This is a genomic window from Flavobacterium sp. FG19 (assembly GCF_057809475.1).
On record NZ_JBMDKA010000047.1, the window covers coordinates 1 to 26,179 of the forward strand.

The following is a 26,179-nucleotide window of genomic DNA, read 5'->3' on the forward strand; positions in this document are numbered from 1 at the left end:
GCTCATTATTATCAAATTTAATTATAAATTCGTCTAAACTTTTGGGTGCAGTCTAAAATTTGCATCGTTTTTTGTTTAAAATCACTTCGATTTCTTTTTAGAATCTTTCTTAGATTTCTTCTCTTTTTTCTTTTTCAGCAGATTCATTTTATCCTCAATTCTTTTTTCGATATCTGTAATATCAGATTCGTAATTGAATTGCAGGGAATGAAGTTTTGCATTTTTAATTTCTTTTAATGCTTTTTTAAACTCCTTTTGTGCCTCTAAAAGCATTGCTTTTCTGACATAAATTTCCGCTTTGTTGATTCCTTTAATTGTTAAGGCAAAATCAATTAATTTCTCAGCTTCTTCGTAATCTTCATTTAAAATCAACGTTTTTAAGTAATACGGATACACTTCAAGAGCATGAATATTAATCGCTAAAGCCTGCTGAAAATACGATTTGGCTTCTTCATAATTCATTAATTGTTCCGCCTGAATTCTTCCATACAAACACAAAACCATGGTATTTGTATCGTTATAAGAAAAAGCGTAATCTAAAGACTCAATCGTTCCTTCAAGCCAGTAAGGATAATTATCCAAAGCCTGAAAAAGGTATTTATCAATTGTTTTCATTGCGTAAATCGTTTTTTAATTTCTGACGAGTTCCTTTGTAACTTTTCTCTGTTTTATTCTTCTTAAAATCGCTTCCGGTAAAAACTCTAACAGGATTTCCACGTTCTACATTGAGCTGATTTTCCCATTGTTTTCCCATATGATTTTTAAGCTGAATCAGTTTTTCGTCCTCTAATTTTTTTAATAATCTTTCAGTTGCGAGTTTTTTGTTTTGATGCTGAGAACGACTATCCATAGAAACAACTGCAATTCCGGTAGGGATATGAGTTGCCCGAATGGCCGAACTTACTTTGTTTACATGCTGACCACCAGCTCCGGAACTTCGCATCGCCTGATACTGAATATCATTTTCTGAAACCGACGTATTTTTCTGTAGTTCAATTTCAAAAATTCCAATAAACCAGTTTTTACGTTTGTGCATTTTTCGAAACTGACTCTGGCCAATCCATTGAATCGTTCCCACCCAGGATTTTACAAACTGATCAGCGTTTTTTCCTTTCAAAGAAACTGAGGCAGTTTCAATCGTTCCATTCTCCTCTCCTTTATCTCTTTGCAGTAAAACCACTTCTAAATTCTGTTCCTGTGCTTCTTCCAAAACTTTTTTAAGCACCTGAGCCACAACCCAGGTGCATTCAGCAGGTCCGCGACCCGCTGTTATTTGAATTATTCTTTCCATTTTTCTACTATTTTAAGAAGCTTTTCTCTGTTCTTTGCTTCTTTAATAAATTTTGGAAGTCGTGACACCATGGTCCCATTACCACTTCCATTATTATTTCTCTCTCTTAGATCAGCTTTAATATATCTTTCCAGATACATTATATGTTCCTGATTGTAAGCCCAAAAAACATTTCCTTTGAATTCTTTCTGAAACCAAAGCGGTAAACTATACCAGTCATCACGAATTAAACCATCCCTCTCTGACTCTTCTTTAAATGCGTAAGTATTGGGCTTGATTTCTTCCTGAAAACTGCAATGTGGACATTTAACTTTATACTTTTCAGGTACTTTCTTAAAGATTTGAGATTCTAATTCAAATTTTTCAAAACAATTGCCACAATAGTATTTACCAAACGTTTTATATTTATAAACCGGTTCATCAATCTTATGAAAGCAGGATTTGCATTCAAAAGTCATCATAGTGCATTTTCCACATTCACAATTTCGAGGAACTTCTTTCAAAACTCCTTTAGATTGACATTTGGGACATTTCACGAAAATCTCGTTATAAAAATCTCCCAGCCATTTATTTTCATCCTGAAACCTTTCCATAATCTTTATTTTTTTTAACGATCCATTCTAACAATCTTTGGCGTAAAAGTTCCCAGAACTTCAACGAGATCCGTTTGGTTTGCCATTACTTTTGTAATGTCTTTGTATGCCATTGGAGCCTCGTCGATATTACCACCAATTAAGGTTACATCATTGGCTTTTAAAACTTTCTTAATTTCGCTTTGTGTAAAAGTGCTTTTACATTTTGCTCTCGAAAACAAACGCCCGGCACCATGTGAAGCAGAGTTCAAACTTTCAGCATTTCCTTTTCCCTTCACGATGTAACCAGGTGCCGTCATAGAACCCGGAATGATTCCCAATTGTCCTTCTCCCGCAGGTGTTGCGCCTTTTCTGTGTACAATACATTCCTGATCGTTTACGATTTCTTTCCATGCAAAATTGTGATGGTTTTCAATCGTTACCACTACCCTTTTTCCAATCGCTTTGGCAATTCGTCTGTGAATATCATCATGACAGGCTTTTGCATATTCTCCGGCCAAATTCATCGCCAGCCAGTATTCCTGGCCGTCATGTGTATTCAAATCCAGCCATGCCAAATGCTGTACATTTTTGGGCAGCGGACACTGCTTTGTTGCTAAATACGTATAATGTTTTGCAATGTTTGCGCCTAATCCGCGGGAACCACTATGAGAAAGAACTGCAAAATATTCACCTTTTTCCAATTTCCATTCGTTCTCAGGATGCTCAATCTTAGCAATTCCAAATTCCACAAAATGGTTTCCTCCGCCAGATGTTCCTAATTGTTTATAGGCTTTTGGAAGAAGATTTTTCAACAATGGAATATCCTGAAATCCGCTATTGTAAAACACTTCATGATCTACACGTGAAGCATGCGTTTCATACATTCCAAATTTTGTATTTTCTTTTAAAATGGCATCCAATTGATGTTCCTTTCCTTTAAAATAAGAAGCCGGCAGATCAAAAATCGAAAGGCTCATTCGGCATCCAATATCAACGCCAACTCCATACGGAATTACGGCATTATCTGTCGCTAAAACACCACCGATTGGTAATCCATAACCAGAATGTGCATCTGGCATTAAGGCTCCAGCGACTGAAATTGGCAGTTTTAATGAATCATATAATTGAAATTTGGCCTGCTCATCGATTTCATTTTCGCCAAAAATTTTAAACGGCGCTCTGGTGTTTTTAAGCTGATGCATTCTTACCTGAACCGGTTTAATCAAACCTTCGGCCACTTTTCCCCAGGTTCCGTTTCCTTCATATTTTTCAGGATGTAACAAAACGTCTTTTGCTTCTGTTAAAATAGATTCTTTTTTTTCTCTTTTTCTATATCTGTTAATCTGCCCTAAGGCGATATTTATTGAATTATTCTTTGGAAAACCTAACTTAATCAGGTCTTTTCCGGTTAATTTATTTCCCATGATTTATATCATCTCGTCCGCATATTCCTGATACAACAAATGCAGACTTTTATTTTTAATTGGGTTTATTTCTCTGGGATTTTCACTTTGATAGTATTTCCGGTTATGAGAAGACCCAGCTGTTAATTTATTTATTTTTCCTCTTAGACTGAGATTAGTTATATAATTATCAAGAAGTTGAATTTCGGTTTCCAGATCAGAATCAATCATCCTTGTATGTGTTATCATGTAGGGACTAACACGAAGTACATATCTCCACGGTTCATTAAACACATAATGGATTTTATATCTCCTGAAATTGCTGCACCAGCGTTCCCGCTTATAAAAATGTGCTTTTTCTCTTTCAGTCAATTCTAATTTTGAACTTCTCCATTCCCATTCACAGAATTCTTTTACAGTCTGGATTTTTTCAACATACATATTTCTCCTTTTTTTCTTTTTCTTTCTTTTAAAAGATTTTTCGGGAGAAAACTGCCATGTATTTATTTTTTCCAGTAATGTTCTGTAAAATTCAGATTCAGCCGACCGGGCAACATCATCTCTTAATTTGAAATTACGCTGCCAGCCTTTTTGATACGGAACTTCTAATGGAACCAAAGGCAGACTGATCCGTTTTTTCCAAAGTTCTTTTTCCCGTTTTCTTAACTGAATAAGCTGCTTTTCAAAATCTTGTTTTACTAATCTCTTTTTCCTTTTTTTACTTTTAAAACGAGTACACAAAGCATACTCCTCTACCGCATAATTTTCCATTTAAAAAATTACAGTGCATTAAATTACAAGCCATTAAGACTTAAACATTTTATCCCTGACGGATAAATAAAATAAAATCGGTTTTTCGGGAAAATTTTGAAGTGTCTAGAATAAAAAAAGCCCGAAACTAAATATCTTCGGGCTTTTTTATATATCTAAAAATATATTTCTAAGATTGAAATAAGCCACGAAGAACTGCTGCACCAAATCCGTTTGGTGTGAAGCTTTGTGATGTCAATGTAAGTACAAACATTTTTCTTCGTTTTTAAAGGGTTATTATTTTTTTCGTCTGCAAATATTCAGAATTGTTTTTTGATTTTCCAAATTTCTTTTAAAGAAAATTCATCAAAAAATTATTCGGTAGTTCTTAAAAACCTCAAAAACAAAACTCAATTACTTTAAAAACAATACTATAGGACAAAAAAAAGAGTATACTTTTTTGCGCTTCTTTTATAGAAAAAACACTCAGAGAGCAGAATAAAACTTAATAGAGAGCTTTCCGTGAAAAAAAAATCAAAATTCCAGATACCTGCTCCTTAAAAAACTGTTTTTGATGAATCGAAAATGATACAATTACACATAATGGCATAAAAAAAGCTCTGATTTCTCAGAGCTTATTATTTTTATTCAGGTGAATTATTATTCAGAAACTTTGCTTTTCACAACTAATCTGAAACCTTCTCCGTGTATGTTTAAGATTTCTACATCCTCATCTGACTTTAGATATTTTCTAAGTTTGGCGATGTAAACGTCCATACTTCTTGAAGTAAAGTAGTTGTCGTCTCTCCAGATTTTTGTTAAAGCTAATTCTCTCGGCATTAAATCATTTTCATGAAGAATCAGCATTTTAAGCAATTCATTTTCTTTTGGAGATAATTTAATGGGTTCTTCATCCTGATAAGTCAGGAATCTCAATTTTGAGTTTAAGTGGAATTTACCAATATTAAATTCAAATTGTACCTGCTCAGCTTTTGTATCTGCGGATTTTCTTTGAATGATGGCTTTAATTTTCATTAATAAAACCTCAGAATCAAAAGGTTTATTTAAATAGTCGTCAGCACCGGCTTTGTATCCTTTTAACACATCTTCTTTCATCGATTTTGCGGTTAAAAATATAATAGGCACTTCACTGTTCTTTTCTCTAATTTCTTTGGCTAAGGTGTAACCATCTTTATAAGGCATCATTACATCCAGAATACATAAATCATATACATCCTTCTTGAACTTCTCGAAACCTTCCATACCGTTTTTAGCTAAAGTAACTTCAAAGTCATTTAACATTAGATAATCTTTAAGAACCGCCCCAAAATTTAGGTCATCTTCTACTAAAAGTATTCTTTTGTTATTATTTTCCATATTTTAATTTATTAATGGTATTTTTATTATAAAGGTGCTACCCTTTCCTTTTTCGCTTTCTACATATACTTGACCATTGTGATCCTCTACAATTCGTTTTACATACGCAAGACCTAAACCATGTCCTTTTACATTATGAAGGTCTCCCGTGTGTTCTCTGTAAAACTTCTCAAAAACTCTTTTTTGAGCTATCTTACTCATTCCTAAACCGTGATCTTTTACTTTTATCAGAATCATGTCTTTTACATTTTCTGTAAAAATCTCAATCTTAGGAATATCCGGAGAATATTTTATTGCATTTTCTAAAATATTCACTAATACATTAGTAAAATGTACTTCATTAATCAAACAAGTTGTCCTTGCTGCATTATAATGTTTTTCAACACTGCCCTGTCTGTCTTCTAAAATTAAATTTACATGCTCAATAGCATCGTCAATAATATCCGTAACTACAGTAGGTTCTTTGGTAATATCAAGTTCTTTTTTCTCTAATTTCGAAATTCGAAGAACATTTTCTACCTGAGCATGCATCCTTTTATTTTCATCCCGGATCATTTGCAGATAACGATGTACTTTATCTTTATCTTCAATAATTTTGGGATTCCTTATCGCATCTAATGCCAGATTTATCGTTGCAATTGGTGTTTTAAACTCATGTGTCATATTGTTTATGAAATCCGTTTTGATTTCAGAAATATGCTTCTGACGCAGCAGCTGATTTAAAGCACTTGTATAAGCTACTATAATGATTAATGTAAACACAATTGATAAAATTGTAATACTTAATAATTCTGATAACAAAAATTTCTTTTTATTCGGGAAAGTAACCGATAACTGATATCGGCTGTTTCCTTCATTATCTGTGAATATCGGAATATTATAAGTTGCATCTTTATCATAATGAAATCCATCTGATCTGACTTTGGTAGGAACACCGCTGCTGTAAATTCCAAACTCAAACTTGGTTTTAACCTGATATTCCTCCAGTTCCTTTTTTAAAAGCTTGAACAGTTTGTCTTTTGTAACCCTGCCTTCAATTGGAGTTAAAGAAGCAATGTCTTTATATTGTATCTGCTGCTGTACTTTATTTAAAATATCAAGGCTGCCCGATTTTTCAATTCTAAGATCCGGAATAATACTTTGTCCTAAATTATTATTATCAATTCCGTTATTGTTATTATAAACTTCGGTTACTCTTTTAGAACTAAAATTCTTGAATCTTTCACTGCTGAATTTTTTATCAAAAAGTGATCCGTTTATATCATAATCTTCAGTTGTAAGAGTACTTGAATAAACAATAGTTTTGTTTGTTTTGGTATTTCTTTGTACAAACAATACTTCCATCAAATCTTCCTTTTTAGGAATTTTACCAGTACTGTCTTTTATACGGTTGTATTTATCGTAGAAACTATACTCCTCCTGCTGCTCAAGTTTGTCAGCTACATTTCCGATTACCTGGGTAACGTGGTATTTAAATTGTTCTTCATTATTTTTAAATGAAGAATTAAACCAAAATACCTGTACCAGAATTATCCCTATCAAGGACAGACTCATCAATAAAACAAGTATTCTAAAAAATAATTTATTCATCGAAACAAAATTAATATTTTAACAATATACTAAATAATACATTAACCAAATATTAACATTTAAGACTGTTTTTGTTTTATTTTCAAAATTTTAAGAATTTCAACAACTTCTTGTTCAGCAATTTTAAGATTACTGTTATTAATAACAAAATTGCTCAAAGAAATTCGTTTTTCGTCATTCCACTGCATTTTCATTCGGTCCAGAACTTGTTCCCTTGTAGTGTTATCGCGTTTCATCACTCTTTCTATCCTTACTTCTTCGGGTGCGGTAACCGTAATTATATAATCGAAATCTTTATATCGGCCGCTTTCAAAAAGAATAGCAGCTTCGTATACCACAAAATCCTGTTCTTTATTTTTTAACAGCCAGGACTGAAAATCTTTTTTTACAGCCGGATGTACTATTGAATTTAATTTCTCTAATTTTTCTTTGTCATTAAATACTATTGCCGCCAGTTTCGCCCGGTTCAAAACATTATTATCAAAGAGCGATTCTCCAAAAGAAGTTTTTATCTGATCTGTAATTTCTGATGACTGCATTACTTTTTTGGCTTCATCATCTGCAATGTAAACAGGGACTCCACTTTCCTTAAAAAATCCGGTAATGGTAGTTTTACCACTCCCTATTCCGCCGGTCAGACCAATAATCTTTGTCATACTATATTTTAAAAAACATACGAGGAAAAGCGTCCTGTGGTTTTCTCTTTAATAAAATTACTTTTACATAAGATTCTAAAAACCCCGTTCCGTAACCATAAAATTGTTTCCATACAGCAATCACAGACAGATACCCAATTTTAATACTTCGGTTCTGAATACTCGCTGTAAGAAAAATTATAACGAAATATACAAAATATAATTGTAAAAAAATATCAATATTGAAAATTAACAGTAAAAAAGCTAATAATAACCCTAAGATAAATACAGTAGGAAAGAAAAAAGTCAGCTTATTATGCTCTGGATACCAACTATTTAATATAGGTCTTGCTATACCAAATTTCTTTACCTGTATAGAGAATTTTTCCCAGTCGATTCTGCGTTTGTGATACACAAAAGCCTCTGAAAACAGTCTGGTTTCAAAGCCTAAGTTCCATAAACGAATGGATAAATCAGGATCTTCGCCTGGATGAATGTTTCCAAAACCATTGGAAACCTCAAAAGCTTTTCTGGAAATTCCCATATTAAAACTGCGGGGCTGAAACTTATTTATCTTCTCTGAGCCGCCCCTGATTCCTCCTGTAGTAAGAAAAGAGGTCATAGCAAAATTGATTGCTTTCTGAATGCTTGAGAAGCTTTTTAAAGCTTTATCAGGCCCGCCAAAACAATCTACATATTTCTCATCTAAGGCTTTTTTGACTTCAGTTAAATAATTAGGCGGAATAATGCAATCTGAATCAAATATGATAAAATAATCCCCTCTTGCTTTCTGCATTCCAAAGTTCCTTGAATCACCGGGACCGGAATTGGGTTTAAAATAATACGATATATTCAGTTTTCCCTGATAGTTCATCACTACATCTTTACAGGGAACAGAAGACCCATCTTCGACAAGAACTATTTCAAAAGGCTCATTGTAATCCGATTTTGTAAGGCTCTCTAAAAGTTCATCAACTTCATCAGGACGATTATACACAGGTACAATTAAAGAAAAAATCATAACAGGAATGCGGTTTTTAAGTGGTATATTTTAAACTTTGAAAAATTTTAACAAAGATAGGTATATTCATAAAAAAACCACCAACTTTTGGTTGATGGTTTTAGGCAATACTACGGTATTTTTTTTATTTGATACTTTCGATATTAACAACTTCGTTTGTATCTGCTTTGTAATCTACACCTGCAAATTCAAAACCGAATAAATTTAAAAAGTCGTTTCTGTAACCGGCTAAATCTCCAATAGACGGCAGCGTTTCTGTAGTAGCTTCTTTCCAAAGTTCAGCCACTTTTGCCTGAACATCTTCGCGCATTTCCCAGTCATCGATTCTGATTCTTCCTTTTTCATCAACAGGAACTTCAGTACCCTTGTATAATCTGTCCTGAAATAAACGCTGGATCTGCTCGATACATCCTTCATGAATACCTTCTTCTTTCATGATTTTGTACAAAAGAGAAATATACAACGGAATAACCGGAATAGCAGAACTTGCTTGTGTTACTAATGCTTTGTTTACAGAAACATAGGCTTTTCCTCCAATAGACTGTAAATTATCTGTAATAGTAAAAGCTGTAGCTTCTAAATGATCTTTAGCACGACCAATAGTCCCTTTACGATACACTGCTTCAGTCAATTCAGGTCCAATGTATGAATATGCTATTGTGGTCGCTCCTTCTGCTAATAAATTTTCATTTTTTAAAGCATCCATCCACATAGCCCAGTCTTCACCTCCCATTACAGCCACTGTATTCTCAATATCTTCTTCATTTGCCGGTGTAATCGAAACTTCAGATACATTTCCGGTATGAAAATCAACTGTTTTGTTGGTAAAGGTCTGTCCGATTGGCTTTAAAACTGAACGATGCGTCACTCCCGTATCAGGATTTGTACGTACCGGAGAAGCTAAACTGTAAATAACTAAATCTACCTGACCTAAATCAGCTTTGATTAAGTCTAAAGTTTCTCTTTTAATTTCGTTTGAAAAAGCATCCCCATTGATGCTTTTTGCATATAAACCTGCTTTATGAGCTTCTTTTTCAAATGCAGCAGAATTATACCAGCCTGGCGAAGCCGTTTTCCCTTCAACGGGCGGTTTTTCAAAAAACACTCCTATTGTAGCAGCATCAGATCCAAAAGCGCTTGTAATTCTTGAAGCTAATCCGAAACCAGTTGATGCTCCAATAACCAATACTTTTTTAGCTCCGGCAATCGCACCTTTTGATTTGATATATTCTATTTGATTTTTAACATTTTGTTCGCATCCCGTTGGATGGGCTGTCAAACAAATAAATCCTCTCATTCTAGGTTCTATGATCATACTTGTTTTATTTATTCGTATAAAAGTTACTGACTAACTTATTTACGTTTGTTTATTATTTTTCGATGACAAATATAAAGTATTTCTTTAGTTCAACAAGGCTTTAGCGTGATTTAAAGCCGAATCGGAAACGACTGCTCCCGACAGCATTTGCGCAATTTCTATAACTCTTTCGTCCTGAGACAGTAGCTTTAATTCTGACTGTGTATCATCATCAATTGTTGCTTTGGAAACTTTAAAATGCGAATCTCCTTTTGCAGCAATCTGTGGTAAATGGGTAATAGCAAAAATCTGCATTTTAGTACTCATTTCTTTCATAATCTCACCCATTTTAATTGCAATTTCCCCCGATACACCGGTGTCGATTTCATCAAAAATTAAAGTAGGCAGTTTTGAATACTGGGCTAAAATTGCTTTTACAGCGAGCATAATACGGGACATCTCACCACCTGATGCCACTTTTTTAAGCAGTCCGAAGTCAGTTCCTTTATTGGCAGAGAACAAAAACTGTAACTCGTCTTTTCCATTCGTAAAATAAGTTTCCGAAGGAATAAGTTCGATATTAAAACGGGCATTTGGCATCCCCAGCGTTTCCAAAATTGAAATCAGCTGACCAGATAAAACAGGAATAGCATTACTTCTGCTGGTATGTATATCTGCCCCCAGTGTATCTAATTCTTCTGCTTTTTGTTCTATTGCTTTAGAAAGATTCTCTATTTCTTCTTCAATATTGTCTAACTCCAAAAGAGTATTGCCTAAATCAGCCTGAATCTGAAGCAGTTCCTCTACCGAATTTACATGATGTTTTTTCTGAAGGTTAAATATCAACTGTAATTTCTGACTTACCAATTCCAGCTGTTCCGGGTCATTTAACAATTTTTCGGAAGAATTTTGCAGTTCTTTTGAAACATCGTCAAATTCGATTGACAAACTTGTGATTCTTTCAAACAGATTTTGATACTCGGCCGAAAATGGCGCGATTTTCTGTAAAGCTGATTTTATTTCATTTAGATTATGAAATACACCAAACTGCTCTTCATTGGCAATAGCAAGTGATTTATCGATGGAATCTTTTATAATTTCAACATTATTCAGCTTTTCAAAATCAGTTTCCAGTTCTTCCTGTTCACCTGATTTTAGTTTTGCCGAAACCAGTTCGTTTAAAAGAAAAGTATTGTATTCCTGTTCTTTTCCCGAATCACTTTGTTTTTTAAGCAGGGCGTTTAGTTTTGATTTCTCGGATTTATAAACTTTTAACAGATGCTGATACGACAAAATAGTGTCCGAATTACCGGCAATAGCATCGATTATCTTAAACTGAACCGTTTCATCTGATAATTCCTGTGTCTGCTGCTGTGAATGGATATCAATCAAAAACAGACTTAAATCCTGCAGTTCCTGAAGATTTACAGGACTGTCATTTATAAAAGCACGGGACTTGCCCGATGGTAAAATTTCACGTCTTATTATGGTTTCGTCTTCATAATCCAGATCGTTTGTTTCGAAAAATTCTTTAAGACTGTATTTAGAAATATCGAACTGGGCTTCGATCACGCATTTTTCTTCTTTGTTTTTTAATGAAGTCAGATCGGCTCTTTTTCCTAAAACGAGACCAATTGCCCCTAAAATAATCGATTTACCAGCACCTGTTTCACCTGTAATTATAGAAAAACCTTTTGAAAAATCAATAGAAAGCTTTTCAATTAGAGCATAGTTTTTAATTGACAGTGAAGTTATCATAAAGGAAAATTATAAAAATAAAAGTGCTACGAAGAAAATAAAAAAAATTAAGTTATTAAAACTTAATTTGTGACCATTTAGATGAATTTAATGGAGAGACTTTATTCAAAACATCTGTCAAATCCGAAATCGGAATACTGGGACCTCCGGAAAATACAGATACAATTTCATCTGATTTGGCATCAAAAAATACTCTGGTCAGAAATGCATTGGGTCTTACAGAATTTACTTTACCTGTCAGGATCACAGCTGATTTAATTTTCTCTTTTGCTCCCTTCAAATCATTACTCATCGTATCTAAACCTGTATGATATAAAAATGAAACCTGTCGAAGATCACTGTACATCGGAGCCAGCATATCATTTATAAAGTAATAACGATTCTGAAGGCCGTCTGACTGAGTCCAGCCTTTGGAACCTCCCTGCTGAGCAACACTGGCAATATTCTGGGCTGTTTCAAAATACTGATCGCCCCCTCCCATCTGAAAAGTATCAGCATCCATTCCCAGTATCATATAACTGTAAAAGGAAATCACTGACACCAAATTGGATTCAAAAACAGAAGGATTAAATAAAAGCGGCTGGTACTCTGTGTATGAAAAATTAAAATCTTTATCGTTAAAATTTAAAATTGGCGACGAATAAGTTGAATTATAAATCAATCTGGAAGACTGTACCTGTATCGTTCCGGTAAACTGATCTGAACTGTAGGACGATAATGTAATATACATCGAACAGTTGATTCTTTCGTTTTGTTTGAGGGCCGCACCCGTCCAGTCTGTTTTATTTACAAACTCAGCCAGAGAACTCTGAAGCGTTTTAAAAATCTGCTGATTGGAATTAGGAAGTCTTTCTGTATTAATAGTTACAGTACAATTTAACTGCTGAGCCTGAGTAAAGCCAAAAATCAAAAAAACTAATAAAGTAACTATTTTGTTCATACAGATAAAGTTTTATAAGATGTAAAAATAGCATAACTATTCTTACTTTTCAGAAATATTTTTAAATCTTTACGATTTTGCGAAATGCAAAACGACTTTATTCAAAATATCAGCTGCTACAGATTCTTTTGATTTTAATTCCATTGGCTCGATCGTAAAATCTTTATCGATAAAAGTGACTTTATTGGTTTCTTTTTTAAAACCGGCCCCTTCGTCCTGCAGGGAATTTAAAACAATCAAATCTAAGTTTTTTTTCTGGATTTTCAGTTTAGCATTTTCAATTTCATTTTCAGTCTCCAAAGCAAAACCAATTAAAAACTGGTTCTTTTTTATTGCTCCCAAAGAAGATAAAATATCTTTTGTTTTTTCTAATTCGATAGAAAATTCATCGGTATTTTTCTTGATCTTCTGAAGTGCCACTTCTTTAGGTCTGTAATCTGCTACTGCCGCGGCAGCGATAGCAGCATCAACATCATTAAAATAATTGTGACAGGCCTCATACATATCCTGCGCCGACACTACATGTATAACCTCAATTGAAGAATTCTTCACTTTATAATGTGTAGGTCCTGAAACTAAAACAACCTGAGCTCCCAGATCAGCTGCCTCATTTGCAATATCAAACCCCATTTTACCTGAAGAATGATTTCCTATAAAACGTACAGGATCTATAGCTTCGTATGTAGGACCTGCAGTAATTAGTATTTTTTTTCCTTTTAACGGAAGTTTACTTTCCAGATCCGCCTCAAGAAAAGCGATAATATTCTCAGGTTCAGCCATTCGGCCTTCTCCTGACAAGCCGCTTGCCAACTCTCCTTTTTCAGCCGGAATCATTATATTTCCAAACTGCTTTAAGGCATTAAAACTTGAAATAGTAGAAGGATGTTTGTACATATCCAGATCCATGGCAGGCGCAAAATAAACAGGACATTTTGCAGAAAGATAAGCAGCAATTAAAAGATTGTCGCAATTTCCTGCTGCCATTTTTGATAATGTATTTGCTGTTGCCGGAGCTACAAGCATTAAATCTGCCCAAAGACCCAATTCGACATGGTTGTTCCAGACAGCATCTTTATCATCCTGATTATAAAAAGTGGAATGTACCGGATTTTTAGATAAGGTAGATAATGTAAGCGGTGTTACAAAATCCTTAGAAGCAGGTGTCATGATCACCTGGACATGTGCACCTGCTTTTATAAAAAGTCGTACTAATGAGGCTGTTTTATAGGCTGCAATTCCACCGGAAACTCCCAGCAGAATTTTTTTCCCGTTTAAAACTGACATTGTACTGTATTATTTGTTTGAACTTCTGTGGTAAGTTTTACCGTCTAACCATTCCTGAACAGCTAAAGCGTGTGGTTTTGGTAATTTTTCGTAAAATTTAGAAACTTCAATTTGTTCTTTATTTTCAAAAACTTCTTCAAGACTGTCGTTATAAGTGGCAAACTCTTCTAATTTCTCAGTCAGTTCTTTTTTAATTTCAGAATTGATCTGGTTTGCTCTTTTAGCCATAATGGTAATTGCTTCATACACATTTCCTGTTGGCTCTTCAATAACTGTTTTATTGTAAGTTATTGTGTTAACAGGAGCATTCGTCTTTTTTAAATCCATGACTTTTTTATTTAGTAAATTTTTGTAAATCGGTTTCAACTCTGGCATACATTTCGTCTGCCTGTTTTTTATATTTTGTATCGCTTTTAAACTTCATTAAGTTATTATAAGCTGTTTTTGCCACATTCAGACGTTCTTCCATTTTAGCAGGGATACTGTTTATTGCTAATTGATAAGCTGAATCGTATTTATAAAACAAAGCATCTTCCTTAAAAGGTGTTCCCGGAAAATCAGCAATAAAATTATCAAAAGCTACCAAAGCAGATTTATAATCTGAAATCGTATTATACCCTTTTGCATTTTCATATGCTTTTTTCTCTAATTTACCATTTAAAACCTGTACTGTGGCATTGGCCTGAGGTACATATTCTGAATTTGGATAGTTATCAATAAAAGCCTGTAATTTTTCTAATGCTTTTACAGTGTCTGCCTGATCCAGACTGTAAACCGGAGCTAATTTAGAATAACTGTAAGCCCCTAAAAAAGCAGCTTCCTGTACTTTTTCACTTCGCGGATAACCCGAAACAAAACTTTCAAACTGATAGCCGGCTAAATAGTATTGTTTTGTTTTGTAATAAGATTGTGAAAACATATAAAAAAGCTTTTCGGCCTGAGGCTTCCCTCTGTAAGTTGAGGCCAGCTGCTCAAAAAGACGGATTGCTTTGTTATACTTACCAGCATCATACATTTTTGTCGCTACTTCAAACTTTGCTGCAACATCTTCATTTTTTAAGGCTTTTTGATACTCACTACAAGAACAAACAAGCACAGCAACAATTATCAGAGATACTATTTTTTTCATTTTCTTACTTTTATTATGATTTCGTTAGACATTATGCCAAAGCAAAACCACACCGAAGATTCGGTGGCAAATTTAGGTATTAATTTAGCGACTGCAAAATAATTTTTTAGTATATTAAAATACTAACACTTTAACAATTATTTAATGCTGTTTTTTACGAACTCATTCAACCTCTCTGCTAAATCATCATCAACAGAAACCAATGGAAGACGAACTGTATTTTCGGCAATTCCCATAGCCTGAAATACTTGTTTGATTCCGGCAGGATTTCCCTGCTCAAAAATCATATCGATACAGTCTGCCAGGAAGTATTGTGTTTTAAAAGCGTCTGCCGCTTTTTTATTAAGTCCTAAACGGATCATTTCTGAAAATTCTTTTGGATATCCCTGCCCAATTACTGAAATCACTCCTGCTCCGCCTGCTAAAACAATTGGCAGCGCAATCATATCATCTCCTGAAATTACAAGAAAATCTTTTGGAGCATCCTTAATAAGTTTAAAAGCCTGAACAATATCTCCGGCCGCTTCTTTAATGGCCACAACGTTTTTAAAATCATTGGCCAGACGAATAACAGTTGACGGCAGCATATTACTTGAGGTCCTGCCAGGAACATTGTACAATATAACCGGTACCGGTGATGCTTCGGCAATCGCTTTAAAATGCTGGTAAATTCCTTCCTGTGTAGGTTTATTATAATAAGGAGAAACTGAAAGTATCGCTTCAAAAGCTGAAAAATCTCTTGTTTTTAATTCCTCTACAATCTGCATCGTATTATTTCCCCCAACTCCAAGAACTAAAGGCAGCCTGCCTTTATTAACATCAATTACGGTGTTAATAACCAGCTCTTTTTCTTCTTGTGTAAGAGTTGCATTTTCTGCAGTAGTTCCCATAACCACAAGATACTCAACTCCTCCGTCTATCGAAAAGTTAACAATACGCTGTAATGCTTCGATATCTACTGAAAAGTCTTTTTTAAATGGAGTTACCAGTGCAACACCCGTTCCTATTAATGATTGCATATTATGAATTATAATTTTATTTTATACTTTTTAAATACTTAAACAATTCTGAAACGAAAAGTTTATACTCTGCCGTAGTAGTATTTATCATCCATCGGTTTAATTTTGTATCTACTGATGAAAACCCTACTTTGAACCTGGCTTTTGATTTGCTTGTAATCATCATTAAGATGCTGTTCTGAACTTCATAATAACTAATCAAAAGATCAAATTCGGTTTCTATAAATTCTTCTAAAAACATTTCTGTTACCTTTCCTCTCCAGTCAATGTGTTTTTTGCCAAAAGTGGGTTTGGAATACGTTTTTTTCTTTTTGAATTTACGTCTGTAAGCTGCAATTTTTATGTTTTCGGGAGCAATTCCATTTAATACAAGTTCATTTATCAACTCTTTTGAATAACGAAATTTACTCTCATCAACCAGCAGACCAACAGTTTGGATATTACTGGTAAAAACTTCGTTTTTGACAATACGCAAGTCATTTTTTAATGATTTTTTTACAAAAAATTCCTTTATATAATCTAAAAACATAGTATTTTTACAAATTACAAAATTAATTATTTAAGCCGCATTTAAAATGGTAAAACTAAAAAAGTATAACCGATTTTTAAAACTTTTTGTTATATTCTTAACATTTATCTCTTTGCTTTCCTGCAGTCCCAAAAATTTCAACGTAACTAAAGTAGAAGGAAAACAACTGCCTGTTACAGAAAATGCCGGGGAGACCTCAAATATAGAAAGTTTTATTCAACCTTACAGAGACCATATTAATAAGGACTTAGATAATGTACTTGCTTACTGTCCGGAAACTCTGGATAAAAGTACCGGTAAATGGCAGACTACGATAGGAAACTTAATGGCTGACATTTGTCTTAAAAGAGGCAATACTGTTTTTAATGCCCGTGAAAAAAAAGACATTGACATCTGCTTTTTAAATCATGGCGGAATCAGGGCAATTCTGCCAAAAGGAAATGTAACTACGAGAAGTGCTTATGAAATAATGCCATTTGAAAACAATCTTGTGGTTCTGGCTTTAAAAGGGGATCAGATTTTAGAAATGACTTCCTATATAATAAAGGAGAAAAAACCGCATCCTCTGGCAGGAATGACTTTTACTATCGCTAAAGACAATACGGCTAAAAACATTCTTATCCAGGGAAAACCTTTCGATGTTACTAAAACTTATTATGTTGCCACCAATGATTATTTAGCCAACGGAGGAGACAGCATGTACTTTTTTGCAAAAAACACTCAGAAGTTTGATATGAACTATAAACTTCGAAATATACTGATTGACTATTTTAAAGAGGTTGACACCATTCCGGTACCAAGGGATGTGCGAATTACAGAAGAGTAAAAAAATTTCAGAACAGAATTACAAAATAAAGCGATTTACGCAAAAGCATATAAAATGAAAAGAAGGGAATTTATCGAAAAAACAGCTGCCAGTACTGCTTTAATTGGTTTAGGTTTATCACTGAGCAGTTTTGGAAACGATGACATTAAGCATTTAACAATTCTTCATACAAATGATGTACACAGCCATATTGACCCGTTTCCGGCTGATGATCCCCGTAATCCAAACAAAGGTGGTGTATCCCGCCGCGCTGCCCTTATTGAATCTATTCGTCAGGAAAATCCAAATTTACTTTTGTTAGATGCAGGAGATATTTTTCAGGGAACTCCCTACTTTAATTATTATGGAGGGGAACTGGAGTTTAAACTCATGAGCATGATGAAATATGATGCTGCTACAATTGGAAACCATGATTTTGATAATGGTCTGGATGGTTTATACGTTCAAATGCCGCACGCCAGTTTTGAGTTTATCTGTGCTAATTATGATTTTAGAAACACCGTGATGAACGGTTTGGTTAAGCCTTATAAAATTTTTAATAAAAATGGAATTAAGGTGGGGGTTTTTGGATTAGGAATTGAATTACAAGGACTTGTTGACAAACAACTGTATAAGGAAACGGTTTATAACAATCCGGTTGAAATTGCTGAAGATATGACCCGCTTATTAAAAAAAGAAGAAAAATGTGATCTGGTTATCTGCCTTTCGCATCTGGGCTATAAGTACAAGGACGAACCTTCAAAAATTTCGGATTTAAAACTGGCTGAACTTACACAGGACATTGATCTTATTATTGGCGGACACACGCATACTTTTCTTGACAAACCAACTATCGTAAAAAACAAAGCCGGAGAAAATGTACTGGTAAATCAGGTGGGCTGTTATGGAATTAATCTGGGACGTATTGATTTTTATTTTGATAAAAACAAGGCTCACAGCAACCAGGCGAGATCAATTATTGTGTAAAGCCTTTTTCTGCACTCTGCTTTTTTCAAGAAAATACCGGGTCATAAAATAATACGCCAAAATCTGGGTGATATCACGAATTAAAACTAATACAACCGAATATGAAAAGTATTCGTTGAAAATATAGAATATATCCGAAAAAATATAACTCACGGCCATTAATGACATCAGCAGTGTTATGAAGGTTCCTTTTGTAATGTAGCTTACAAAAGAAAAGTAGCTTACGTAACTTAGTATTATACCATATAGTATGTAAAGAAACTTGAATTGCCCGGCATTGTCAAACTTCATACTCAGTACAGAAACCAGCAGATAAATAATCAGAATGACGACAATTGATACTGGCAGAATGTCCTTTTTCTTAAGTCTTATTCTTTTATGCTCTGATAAGTAAAGTTTCATTATCAGAAGGTATACAATCAAAAAACTTATAACACCGCCTAATTCTGAAATCTCAATATCCATTAAATCGAATACATGACCAATAAAACAGAACAAAAAAATTAAGGCTTCTGTTTTTCTTATTTTAAACTCGCTGCTGGTTAAAAAATAAATAAAAATGGAGGGAAGAACAATAGCTTTGGCGTAAATAGCCAAAAAGTCCTGTCCTGTCCAATCAAAAATAATAGTAAACAGCAGCGCCAGAAAAAATAAAATTAACGATGGTTTATTAGCCTTCATTTAGTTTCGTTATAAAATCATCTTCCGAGAGTATAGGTATATTTAATTTATTGGCTTTCTCAAGTTTAGCCGGTCCCATATTATCTCCCGCCACAACAAAGTCGGTTTTGGCAGAAATCGAACTCCCCACTTTTCCTCCGTTGTCTTCGATGGTTTTCTTTAATTCATCTCTTGAAAACTGACTGAAAACTCCTGAAACAACAAAAGTTTTTCCGGCAAATTTCTCGGTCGCATTTGGATTCACTCTTTCTACAATTTCAAACTGAATACCATATTTTTTCAAACGCTCAATGATGACTTTGTTTTCTTCATTTTCGAAAAACTCGATTACGCTTTTGGCAATTCTTTCTCCAATTTCATCAACTAAAATCAGATCCATTAAAGAAGCCTGGCTTAAAGCATCAATATTTTTATAATGTTTGGCTAATTTTTTTGCGACGGTTTCCCCAACAAAACGAATTCCAAGAGCAAACAAAACGCTTTCAAAAGGAATTTCTTTAGATTTCTGAACTCCGTTTACTAAATTCTCAGCCGACTTTTGTGCCATTCTTTCTAAAGGAAGAATATCTTCTACTTTCAATTCGTATAAATCAGCATAATTATGTACTAATCCATTATTAAAAAGCAGTGCTACTGTTTCTCCTCCAAGTCCTTCTATATCCATTGCTTTTCTGGAAATATAATGCTGGATTCTTCCTACAATCTGAGGCGGACATCCATAAAAATTAGGGCAATAATGATTGGCTTCGCCAGCATTTCTAACCAGTTCGGTCTGACATTCCGGACAATGTGTAATATATTCTGTTGCTTGTGAGTTTTCGGGACGTTTGTCTAAATCGACCGCAATAATTTTAGGAATAATCTCCCCTCCTTTTTCAACAAAAACGGTATCATTTATTCTGATATCGAGTTTTTCGATCTGATCGGCATTGTGAAGAGAAGCTCTTTTTACAATAGTTCCGGCTAACTGAACCGGTTCCAGATTGGCAACCGGAGTAATTGCTCCTGTACGTCCCACCTGATAGGATATTGATTTTAGTTTTGTAGAAACCTGTTCTGATTTGAATTTGTAGGCAATCGCCCAACGGGGTGATTTTGCTGTATATCCTAGCTCTTCCTGAGAATGGATACTGTTTACTTTTATAACAACACCATCTGTTTCATAAGGCAGCTGATGACGATGTACATCCCAATAGTCAATAAAGTCAAAGACTTCCTGCATATTATGAACTAATTTGGCTTCATTGGGTACTTTAAAACCCCAGTTTCTGGCTGATTCCAGTCCTTCGTACTGTGTTTTAAACGGCAGGTTATTTCCGGTAACAAAATACAGCAGACATTCTAAAGGGCGTTTAGCCACCTCCGTACTATCCTGTAATTTTAAACTTCCCGAAGCTGTATTTCTTGGGTTTGAATAGGGAGTTTCACCTATTTCAATTAATTCCTGGTTCATCTTTTCAAAACCGGCAAAAGGCAGGATAATCTCGCCTCTGATATCAAACTTTTCAGGATAACTTCCTTTTAGTTTTAGTGGAATAGACTTAATGGTTTTAATATTATTGGTGACTTCATCTCCCTGAAAACCATCACCACGGGTCAGGGCCTGAACTAATTTTCCGTTTTCGTAAGAAATACTGATGGAAGCTCCGTCATATTTTAATTCGCAGGTATATTGCAAATCAACATTTCCTAATACCCGCTGAATCCGGTTCTCCCAATCCATCAGATCTTCTTTTGAGTAGGAATTGTCGAGCGAATACATACGGTATTGATGCGCAACTGTTTTAAAATTCTTAGTCACTGTTCCCCCTACCCTTTGTGTTGGAGAGTTTTCGTCAAAAAACTCAGGGTGCTTATTTTCAAGATCCTGAAGTTCTTTTAGTTTTATATCAAAATCGTAATCAGAAATGGTCGCATTATCCAGTACATAATAATTGTAATTGTGCTGATTAAGTTCTTCTCTTAAAGTCTGAATGGTTTCCTGAATGTTCATATAATGGTAATAATAATGCTTATACTGATTTTAAAAATAAATGAATCTCAAAATTAGGATTATTTTGGTTCCAAAAAACATTAAAAAACGAAAGTTTTTAAAATCAAAAATCAGGCTGCATTATATGCGGCCTGATTTTCTCCTTGTCCATTATTCTTAAAAAAGAATTTAAAAAAAACCAACTTCCAAATGGTTTCTACGTTCTATACTTTAATACTGATAATCAAATAATTAGCATGCAAATATAGTACTATTTTTGAATAATGATGAAATCGGAGCGTCTATTTAATAAATGTTCTTCTTCAGTACATTTCACTCCATTTTTACACTTATTGATTAAACGGCTTTCACCATAACCAATGGCACTTTCAATTCTTAAGGGATCTATGCCCTGAGAAAGGATATAATCTCTTGTTGACTTAGCTCTGTTATCTGAAAGTTTTAAGTTATACGAATCTTTCCCGCGGGAATCTGTATGTGATTCAATTTTAATTCTGATATTCGGAAACTTCTGCATGATAAAGACCACTTTGGTAAGTTCCTCAACCGCTAAAGGTGTAATATCGTATTTATCATAATCAAAATAAATAGGCTTAACGTCTACCATTTCTACACCTCTTTTCTTAACTACCAAGTCGTCGTAATTACTAAGCTCGAAATTAACATTTGTAATTTCAGCCTCATTTTCTTTTGTTGTTTCGACTGTCCTTTCATCACTGCTGTAGTTAGGTTTGGCCGCAATGAGGTTAACAACCTTGTTACAAGGAACGACGATAGCATATTTCCCTTCGTAGTTGGTCTTGGTTTCGCCTAAAACTTCTTTAAATGAATTGTAAGCCATTACCGTAACATCAGACAAAGGAAGTTTGGTTTTTCTATCAACCGCCATTCCGGAGATGTTTTGGTTACAAACCGGTTTTCCTTTTACAAACGAATAAATATCATCATCTCCTTTTCCTCCTGCTCTGTTTGATGAGATATATCCATAACTGTCTGTTTTATCAACGATATAGGCAAAGTCATCTTTATTACTATTTATGGGCGCACCCAGGTTTCTTGGTGTTGTAAAATTTCCGTCAGATAAAAATTTACTTTCATAAACATCGAGGTCTCCCAGACCATAATGCCCATCTGATGAAAAGTACAGCATACCATTTCTGTAATAAGGAAAAAGATCATTACCGATAGTATTGATTTTGGGACCGAGATTAAGCGGTGAACTCATGGTTCCGTCCTCTGAAATTTTCACGACATACAAATCAGTTTCACCATATCCGCCCGGCATATCAGACGCAAAGAAAAGCCATTGGCCGTCTTCGCTTAAACTGGGATGCCCGGTTGAATAGTCATCACTGCTAAAGAAGACATTCTGCGGATTCTCTAACTTATTATCTACAACTGAGCCTTTTACGATTTGAAAATTATTGGTTTTATCTCCATCAACAACCAGTTTATTTTTCTTTAGAATATTGGTTGTATAATAAACTGTTTTACCACTGGCATCAAAGGTAGCTGTTGCTTCATGGTATTTGCTCATTACATTTGGAATAAACAATTTCTCATTAAACAGGCTTCCATCAGCAGGATTTCTTTCGGAAACATACAAATTCAGGAAAGGCTGGTTGTTCCAGGTGTATAATTTTTCACTAAACTTAGTAGTATCCCTGGCTGAAGTAAAAACAATCTTATCCTGATAAAAAGTGGCTCCAAAATCAGATTTACTGGTATTGATCTCTAAATCCTTTATTTGATAAAGAGGTTTTGCTTTTTCTAAACTATCCAGCTGTCTTTTTTGTTCCACATAACGGTTTATTTCCTTCTGATCACCTTTTTTATCCAGATATTCCTTTGTAACTCTGTCTGCTTCATCATAATCCATAACCGCTTTCATGGTCTGAATATAACGCAGATAGTAAATATCAGTTAGATTATTCCCCTGAACTTCGTACAATTTTCGATACCATTTCAGGGCATTTCTTGCATCAGAAATAAAATAATACGAGTCGGCGGCATTCTTTAAAGTTTGTGCCGACGGGTTCTTAATATTCTGTAAAATTTCTTCGTAAGCCTTCGATGCATCTGTATATGAATAATTTCTAAACAAAGCATCGGCTTTCTTTAAATTAGTCTTTTGAGCAAAACTAAACGTAATGCTCAAGACTAAACTTAGGATATATAATTTTTTCATATGTTTTGTTTTTAGAAGAATCGAGGAGATTTAATTTTATTTTGGCCTTTATTGAAAGTATAGCGCAGAATGAACTCGTGTGTTCCGTCGTTATATTTGTTCAATTGGCTTACAGTATAATCAAAAGCATATCCGAGATAAAAACTTGGTGATATCTGAAAACCTGCCAGAATACTTATTGAATCGTCTGTTCTATAGGAACCTCCTATAACAAACTTTTCATAAAGCATAAAATTCGCCGATACATCAGCAGTAAGCGGCGCACCGCTTACTGCTTTCACTAAAAATGCTGGTTTGAACTTTAAATTTGGGTTCAAATCAAAAACATATCCTCCCATCAAAAAATAATGGAGACGCTCATAGTCGATAGATTCCTGTACATCATCATAATAGTTATTCTGAATAAAACTTGGAATGGAAAATCCTAAATACCATTTTTCGGTATAATAGTAAATCCCTGCTCCCACTGCCAGTTTCATCTGATTATCAATATTTTGATTTAACAAGACATCATTACTGTCATAATATCTCCCTTTAGACCAGTCTATATTTAACATTCTCATTCCTGCTTTTATACCAAAGGCAAGTCTTTTTTCATACCCCAGCGGTAATGAATACGAGAAGTTTCCGTCAAGGTACAATTCGTTTGAAGGACCAATTTTATCATTAACGACACTTAATCCTAAACCAATTTTTTCATTGGCAAGCGGTGAATGGATCGAAAATGACTGTGTTTCCGGTGCTCCTGAAATCCCTACCCATTGAGAACGATGTAAAAGGGTTGCTTCGAGAGTGCCAGTAGACCCGGCATACGCCGGATTTACTGCCATCGTATTATACATATACTGGGTATATTGAGGATCCTGCTGTGCACTTACACAGATTGTAATAAAAGAACATATTAAAACAAAATACGTTTCTATTGGTTTTATATATAGTTTCATAACGATACTTATTTAGTTTAATTAATTAGATGATTAATTGAAATGCTTATCTCATAATTGATAACCATCCTTTTTTAACCGTTCCATCTCCAATGGTAATCACATAAAAATAAGTACCTGTTGGCAGCATATCCCCTCTGTTCACAACTCCGGATACGTTTGCAGTACCATCCCAATCGTTTTCATAATGCTGTTTACTGTATACTAAAGCACCATATCTGTTGAAAACTTTCAGTTCATTGTTAGGGAAAGTTTCAATACAATCAATTCTAAACAAGTCATTTGCTCCGTCATTGTTTGGCGTAAACTCATTGTAAACTGTTAAACAAATTGGTTCTACTGAAGCTGAAGCTGAATTGTTTGATACATCAACATCCAGAGGAGTCGAAATTTCTATAGCAACAACGTTGTTATAATTTCCGCTTGATAATACCTCGGCAACTACCGTAAGTACCACACTCTGTCCGGCAGCTAAATTTGGAATTGTCCAAAGCTGTGTTGCAGGATCATAAGTACCAACTGTTGTACTGAAACTAACTAAATCGTATCCGCTTGGTAAGAGTTCACTAACAATTGTATTAATAAAACTTCCTTCACCAACGTTATTTACTGTTATAGTAAATGTTACATGTTCTCCAAAATTTGGAGTTGGATTGTCAACTACATTTGTAATCGTTAAATCAGAACAGGAAGCTACTGTTACATTTAAAAACTTAGTGGTAGTTTCGTCACAATTATTTGTATACGTAACCTCTACTCTTCCTGGTCCAATGTCTGACCATGAAATAGTAGCAGAACCATCTGAAGTTCCTCCTCCTGACGTAATTGTTCCGTTAGTAACTGTCCAGACATAATTTGATTTTCCATTAGCGATTGAATAGGTTACCCCCTGGAAAACACATGGTGTATCATCTGTTGTGGTAAGCTGTACCAAAGCATCGTTTTCGAAATCTATTGTAATTCCAAGTCTGTCAGCATTCTCACATCCATTAGTGGTATTACTAAGCGCTGCCGCATAATAAGTACCTGCGGCTAGTAATGTTCCTGCCGGAAGTGGTGTTCCGCCTGTTGCAGAAGCATACCAAACCACATTAGGTTCATTTACCAGAATATTTGCTAATGTTGGTGCTGCAGATAAACAGAACGTTTGTGTTACACTAGGTGTCGTAATAACTCCCGGAGTATTTACTCTTACTGCAACTGCAAGTCTAGCCGGATTTTCACAATCTATGATACTGGCAACAGCTCCATAATAAGTTCCGGTTGCTAGAGCTGTTGATGCCGGAATTGGAGTCCCGCCCGCAGCTGTACTGTACCATACTACGTTAGCTTCATTTACCTGAATATTGATAACTCTCGGATTGTTAGTTAAACAGAAATCTTGTGTAGTATCTGCTGTAGTTGGTGTTGCGGCTGGATCATTTACCGTTACCGTTACCTGAAGACGGGTTGAACTTTCGCATCCTGTTACCGGATCTACAATATTACCGTAATAAACTCCCGTTGTTAAAGCAGTTCCTGCAGGAATTGCTGTTCCTCCCGCTGCACTGGCATACCAGGTAACATTACTTTCGTTTACCTGAATGCTGGCAATTGTTGGAGAAGCTGTCGAACAGAAACTTTGAGCAATATTAGTAGTAGTTGGGTTAACTGTGTTTCCAACCGTAACTACAACCAATAATCTTGTATTACTTTCGCAACCTGTAACCGGATTCTGAATCACTCCGTAATAGTTACCGCTTGTTAAAGCTGTAGTACCCGGAATTAAAGTTCCACCTGTGGCTGCTGTATACCAGACAACATTACTCTCATTCACCTGAATATCCGCAACGGTTGGTGTAGTACCTGTACAGAAAGTCTGTGCAGCAGAATTTGTTGTTGGTGTTACAGGATCGCTTACCGTTACGGCAACAGCTAATCTTGTATCGCTCTCACAACCTGTAGCAGCATTTAAGAATGCGGCATAATAGGTAGTGGTGCTAA

24 protein-coding genes are annotated in these 26,179 nt (G+C 34.8%); 2 read left to right on the top strand and 22 right to left on the bottom strand.

The genetic code is table 11. From position 1 onward, the window contains the following. Positions 1-81: 81 nt before the first annotated feature. The 17 genes from ACODST_RS26635 to ACODST_RS26715 form a co-directional block, all read right to left on the bottom strand. Positions 82-615 (bottom strand): hypothetical protein, encoded by a 534-nt coding sequence (locus ACODST_RS26635; RefSeq protein WP_488935132.1) that lies wholly within the window; start codon positions 613-615, stop codon positions 82-84. Next, positions 602-1,291 (bottom strand): peptide chain release factor H, encoded by a 690-nt coding sequence (gene prfH / locus ACODST_RS26640; RefSeq protein WP_488935133.1) that lies wholly within the window; start codon positions 1,289-1,291, stop codon positions 602-604. The genes ACODST_RS26635 and prfH overlap by 14 nt, the downstream gene beginning before the upstream one ends. After that, a complete protein-coding gene (locus ACODST_RS26645) occupies positions 1,279-1,884 on the bottom strand; it encodes a hypothetical protein (protein ID WP_488935134.1) in 606 nt (201 codons plus the stop codon). Before ACODST_RS26645 ends, prfH begins: the two co-directional genes overlap by 13 nt. Positions 1,885-1,898: 14 nt before the next feature. Further along, positions 1,899-3,290 (bottom strand): RtcB family protein, encoded by a 1,392-nt coding sequence (locus ACODST_RS26650; RefSeq protein WP_488935135.1) that lies wholly within the window; start codon positions 3,288-3,290, stop codon positions 1,899-1,901. 3 nt (positions 3,291-3,293) lie between these two features. After that, on the bottom strand, positions 3,294-4,040 hold the full coding sequence (locus ACODST_RS26655) for a hypothetical protein (protein WP_488935136.1): 747 nt from the start codon (positions 4,038-4,040) through the stop codon (positions 3,294-3,296). A gap of 639 nt (positions 4,041-4,679) precedes the next feature. Further along, complete coding sequence (locus tag ACODST_RS26660) at positions 4,680-5,396, bottom strand: response regulator transcription factor (protein ID WP_488935137.1); 717 nt, start codon at positions 5,394-5,396, stop codon at positions 4,680-4,682. Between the two features lie 3 nt (positions 5,397-5,399). Next, positions 5,400-6,986: a sensor histidine kinase gene (locus tag ACODST_RS26665; RefSeq protein ID WP_488935138.1), complete on the bottom strand. Its 1,587-nt coding sequence runs from the start codon at positions 6,984-6,986 to the stop codon at positions 5,400-5,402. 59 nt (positions 6,987-7,045) lie between these two features. Beyond that, the gene (gene coaE, locus ACODST_RS26670) at positions 7,046-7,642 is read right to left on the bottom strand and encodes a dephospho-CoA kinase (protein WP_488935139.1); all 597 of its coding nucleotides are present in this window, start codon (positions 7,640-7,642) and stop codon (positions 7,046-7,048) included. A 1-nt stretch (position 7,643) separates the two neighbouring features. Next, a complete protein-coding gene (locus ACODST_RS26675) occupies positions 7,644-8,642 on the bottom strand; it encodes a glycosyltransferase family 2 protein (protein WP_488935140.1) in 999 nt (332 codons plus the stop codon). A 124-nt stretch (positions 8,643-8,766) separates the two neighbouring features. Further along, on the bottom strand, positions 8,767-9,957 hold the full coding sequence (fabV, locus tag ACODST_RS26680) for an enoyl-ACP reductase FabV (RefSeq protein WP_488935141.1): 1,191 nt from the start codon (positions 9,955-9,957) through the stop codon (positions 8,767-8,769). Positions 9,958-10,044: 87 nt separating this feature from the next. Beyond that, positions 10,045-11,697 (bottom strand): DNA repair protein RecN, encoded by a 1,653-nt coding sequence (recN, locus tag ACODST_RS26685; protein ID WP_488935142.1) that lies wholly within the window; start codon positions 11,695-11,697, stop codon positions 10,045-10,047. A gap of 55 nt (positions 11,698-11,752) precedes the next feature. Then, positions 11,753-12,637, bottom strand: coding sequence for a type IX secretion system protein PorD (porD, locus tag ACODST_RS26690; RefSeq protein ID WP_488935143.1), 885 nt, complete (start codon positions 12,635-12,637; stop codon positions 11,753-11,755). A gap of 69 nt (positions 12,638-12,706) precedes the next feature. Next, complete coding sequence (coaBC, locus tag ACODST_RS26695; RefSeq protein WP_488935144.1) at positions 12,707-13,921, bottom strand: bifunctional phosphopantothenoylcysteine decarboxylase/phosphopantothenate--cysteine ligase CoaBC; 1,215 nt, start codon at positions 13,919-13,921, stop codon at positions 12,707-12,709. Between the two features lie 9 nt (positions 13,922-13,930). Continuing rightward, positions 13,931-14,248 carry a DNA-directed RNA polymerase subunit omega gene (locus ACODST_RS26700; protein ID WP_008463064.1) on the bottom strand — a complete coding sequence of 106 codons (318 nt, stop codon included), beginning with the start codon at positions 14,246-14,248 and terminating at the stop codon, positions 13,931-13,933. Between the two features lie 7 nt (positions 14,249-14,255). Beyond that, positions 14,256-15,050 (bottom strand): outer membrane protein assembly factor BamD, encoded by a 795-nt coding sequence (locus ACODST_RS26705; RefSeq protein WP_488935145.1) that lies wholly within the window; start codon positions 15,048-15,050, stop codon positions 14,256-14,258. Positions 15,051-15,187: 137 nt separating this feature from the next. After that, positions 15,188-16,069: a 4-hydroxy-tetrahydrodipicolinate synthase gene (gene dapA / locus ACODST_RS26710; RefSeq protein ID WP_488935146.1), complete on the bottom strand. Its 882-nt coding sequence runs from the start codon at positions 16,067-16,069 to the stop codon at positions 15,188-15,190. Positions 16,070-16,085: 16 nt separating this feature from the next. Next, on the bottom strand, positions 16,086-16,598 hold the full coding sequence (locus ACODST_RS26715; RefSeq protein WP_488935147.1) for a DUF6913 domain-containing protein: 513 nt from the start codon (positions 16,596-16,598) through the stop codon (positions 16,086-16,088). 46 nt (positions 16,599-16,644) lie between these two features. On the opposite strand from ACODST_RS26715, the gene ACODST_RS26720 reads away from it, so the two are divergent. Both ACODST_RS26720 and ACODST_RS26725 read left to right on the top strand, forming a co-directional pair. After that, positions 16,645-17,424, top strand: coding sequence for a 5'-nucleotidase C-terminal domain-containing protein (locus ACODST_RS26720; RefSeq protein WP_488935148.1), 780 nt, complete (start codon positions 16,645-16,647; stop codon positions 17,422-17,424). Positions 17,425-17,478: 54 nt separating this feature from the next. Further along, a complete protein-coding gene (locus tag ACODST_RS26725; protein ID WP_488935149.1) occupies positions 17,479-18,390 on the top strand; it encodes a bifunctional metallophosphatase/5'-nucleotidase in 912 nt (303 codons plus the stop codon). Here the strand turns inward: ACODST_RS26725 and ACODST_RS26730 are convergent. From ACODST_RS26730 to ACODST_RS26750, 5 genes are all read right to left on the bottom strand, one after another. Further along, on the bottom strand, positions 18,376-19,071 hold the full coding sequence (locus tag ACODST_RS26730) for a lysoplasmalogenase family protein (RefSeq protein ID WP_488935150.1): 696 nt from the start codon (positions 19,069-19,071) through the stop codon (positions 18,376-18,378). The two genes, ACODST_RS26725 and ACODST_RS26730, sit on opposite strands and share 15 nt — an antisense overlap. Beyond that, complete coding sequence (ligA, locus tag ACODST_RS26735) at positions 19,061-21,064, bottom strand: NAD-dependent DNA ligase LigA (protein WP_488935151.1); 2,004 nt, start codon at positions 21,062-21,064, stop codon at positions 19,061-19,063. The genes ACODST_RS26730 and ligA overlap by 11 nt, the downstream gene beginning before the upstream one ends. A gap of 250 nt (positions 21,065-21,314) precedes the next feature. Beyond that, the gene (locus tag ACODST_RS26740; protein WP_488935152.1) at positions 21,315-23,252 is read right to left on the bottom strand and encodes an OmpA family protein; all 1,938 of its coding nucleotides are present in this window, start codon (positions 23,250-23,252) and stop codon (positions 21,315-21,317) included. A gap of 11 nt (positions 23,253-23,263) precedes the next feature. Then, positions 23,264-24,196 (bottom strand): PorP/SprF family type IX secretion system membrane protein, encoded by a 933-nt coding sequence (locus ACODST_RS26745; protein ID WP_488935153.1) that lies wholly within the window; start codon positions 24,194-24,196, stop codon positions 23,264-23,266. A gap of 46 nt (positions 24,197-24,242) precedes the next feature. After that, positions 24,243-26,179: T9SS type B sorting domain-containing protein (locus tag ACODST_RS26750; RefSeq protein WP_488935154.1), on the bottom strand; the 1,937-nt coding region annotated here is incomplete at its 5' end.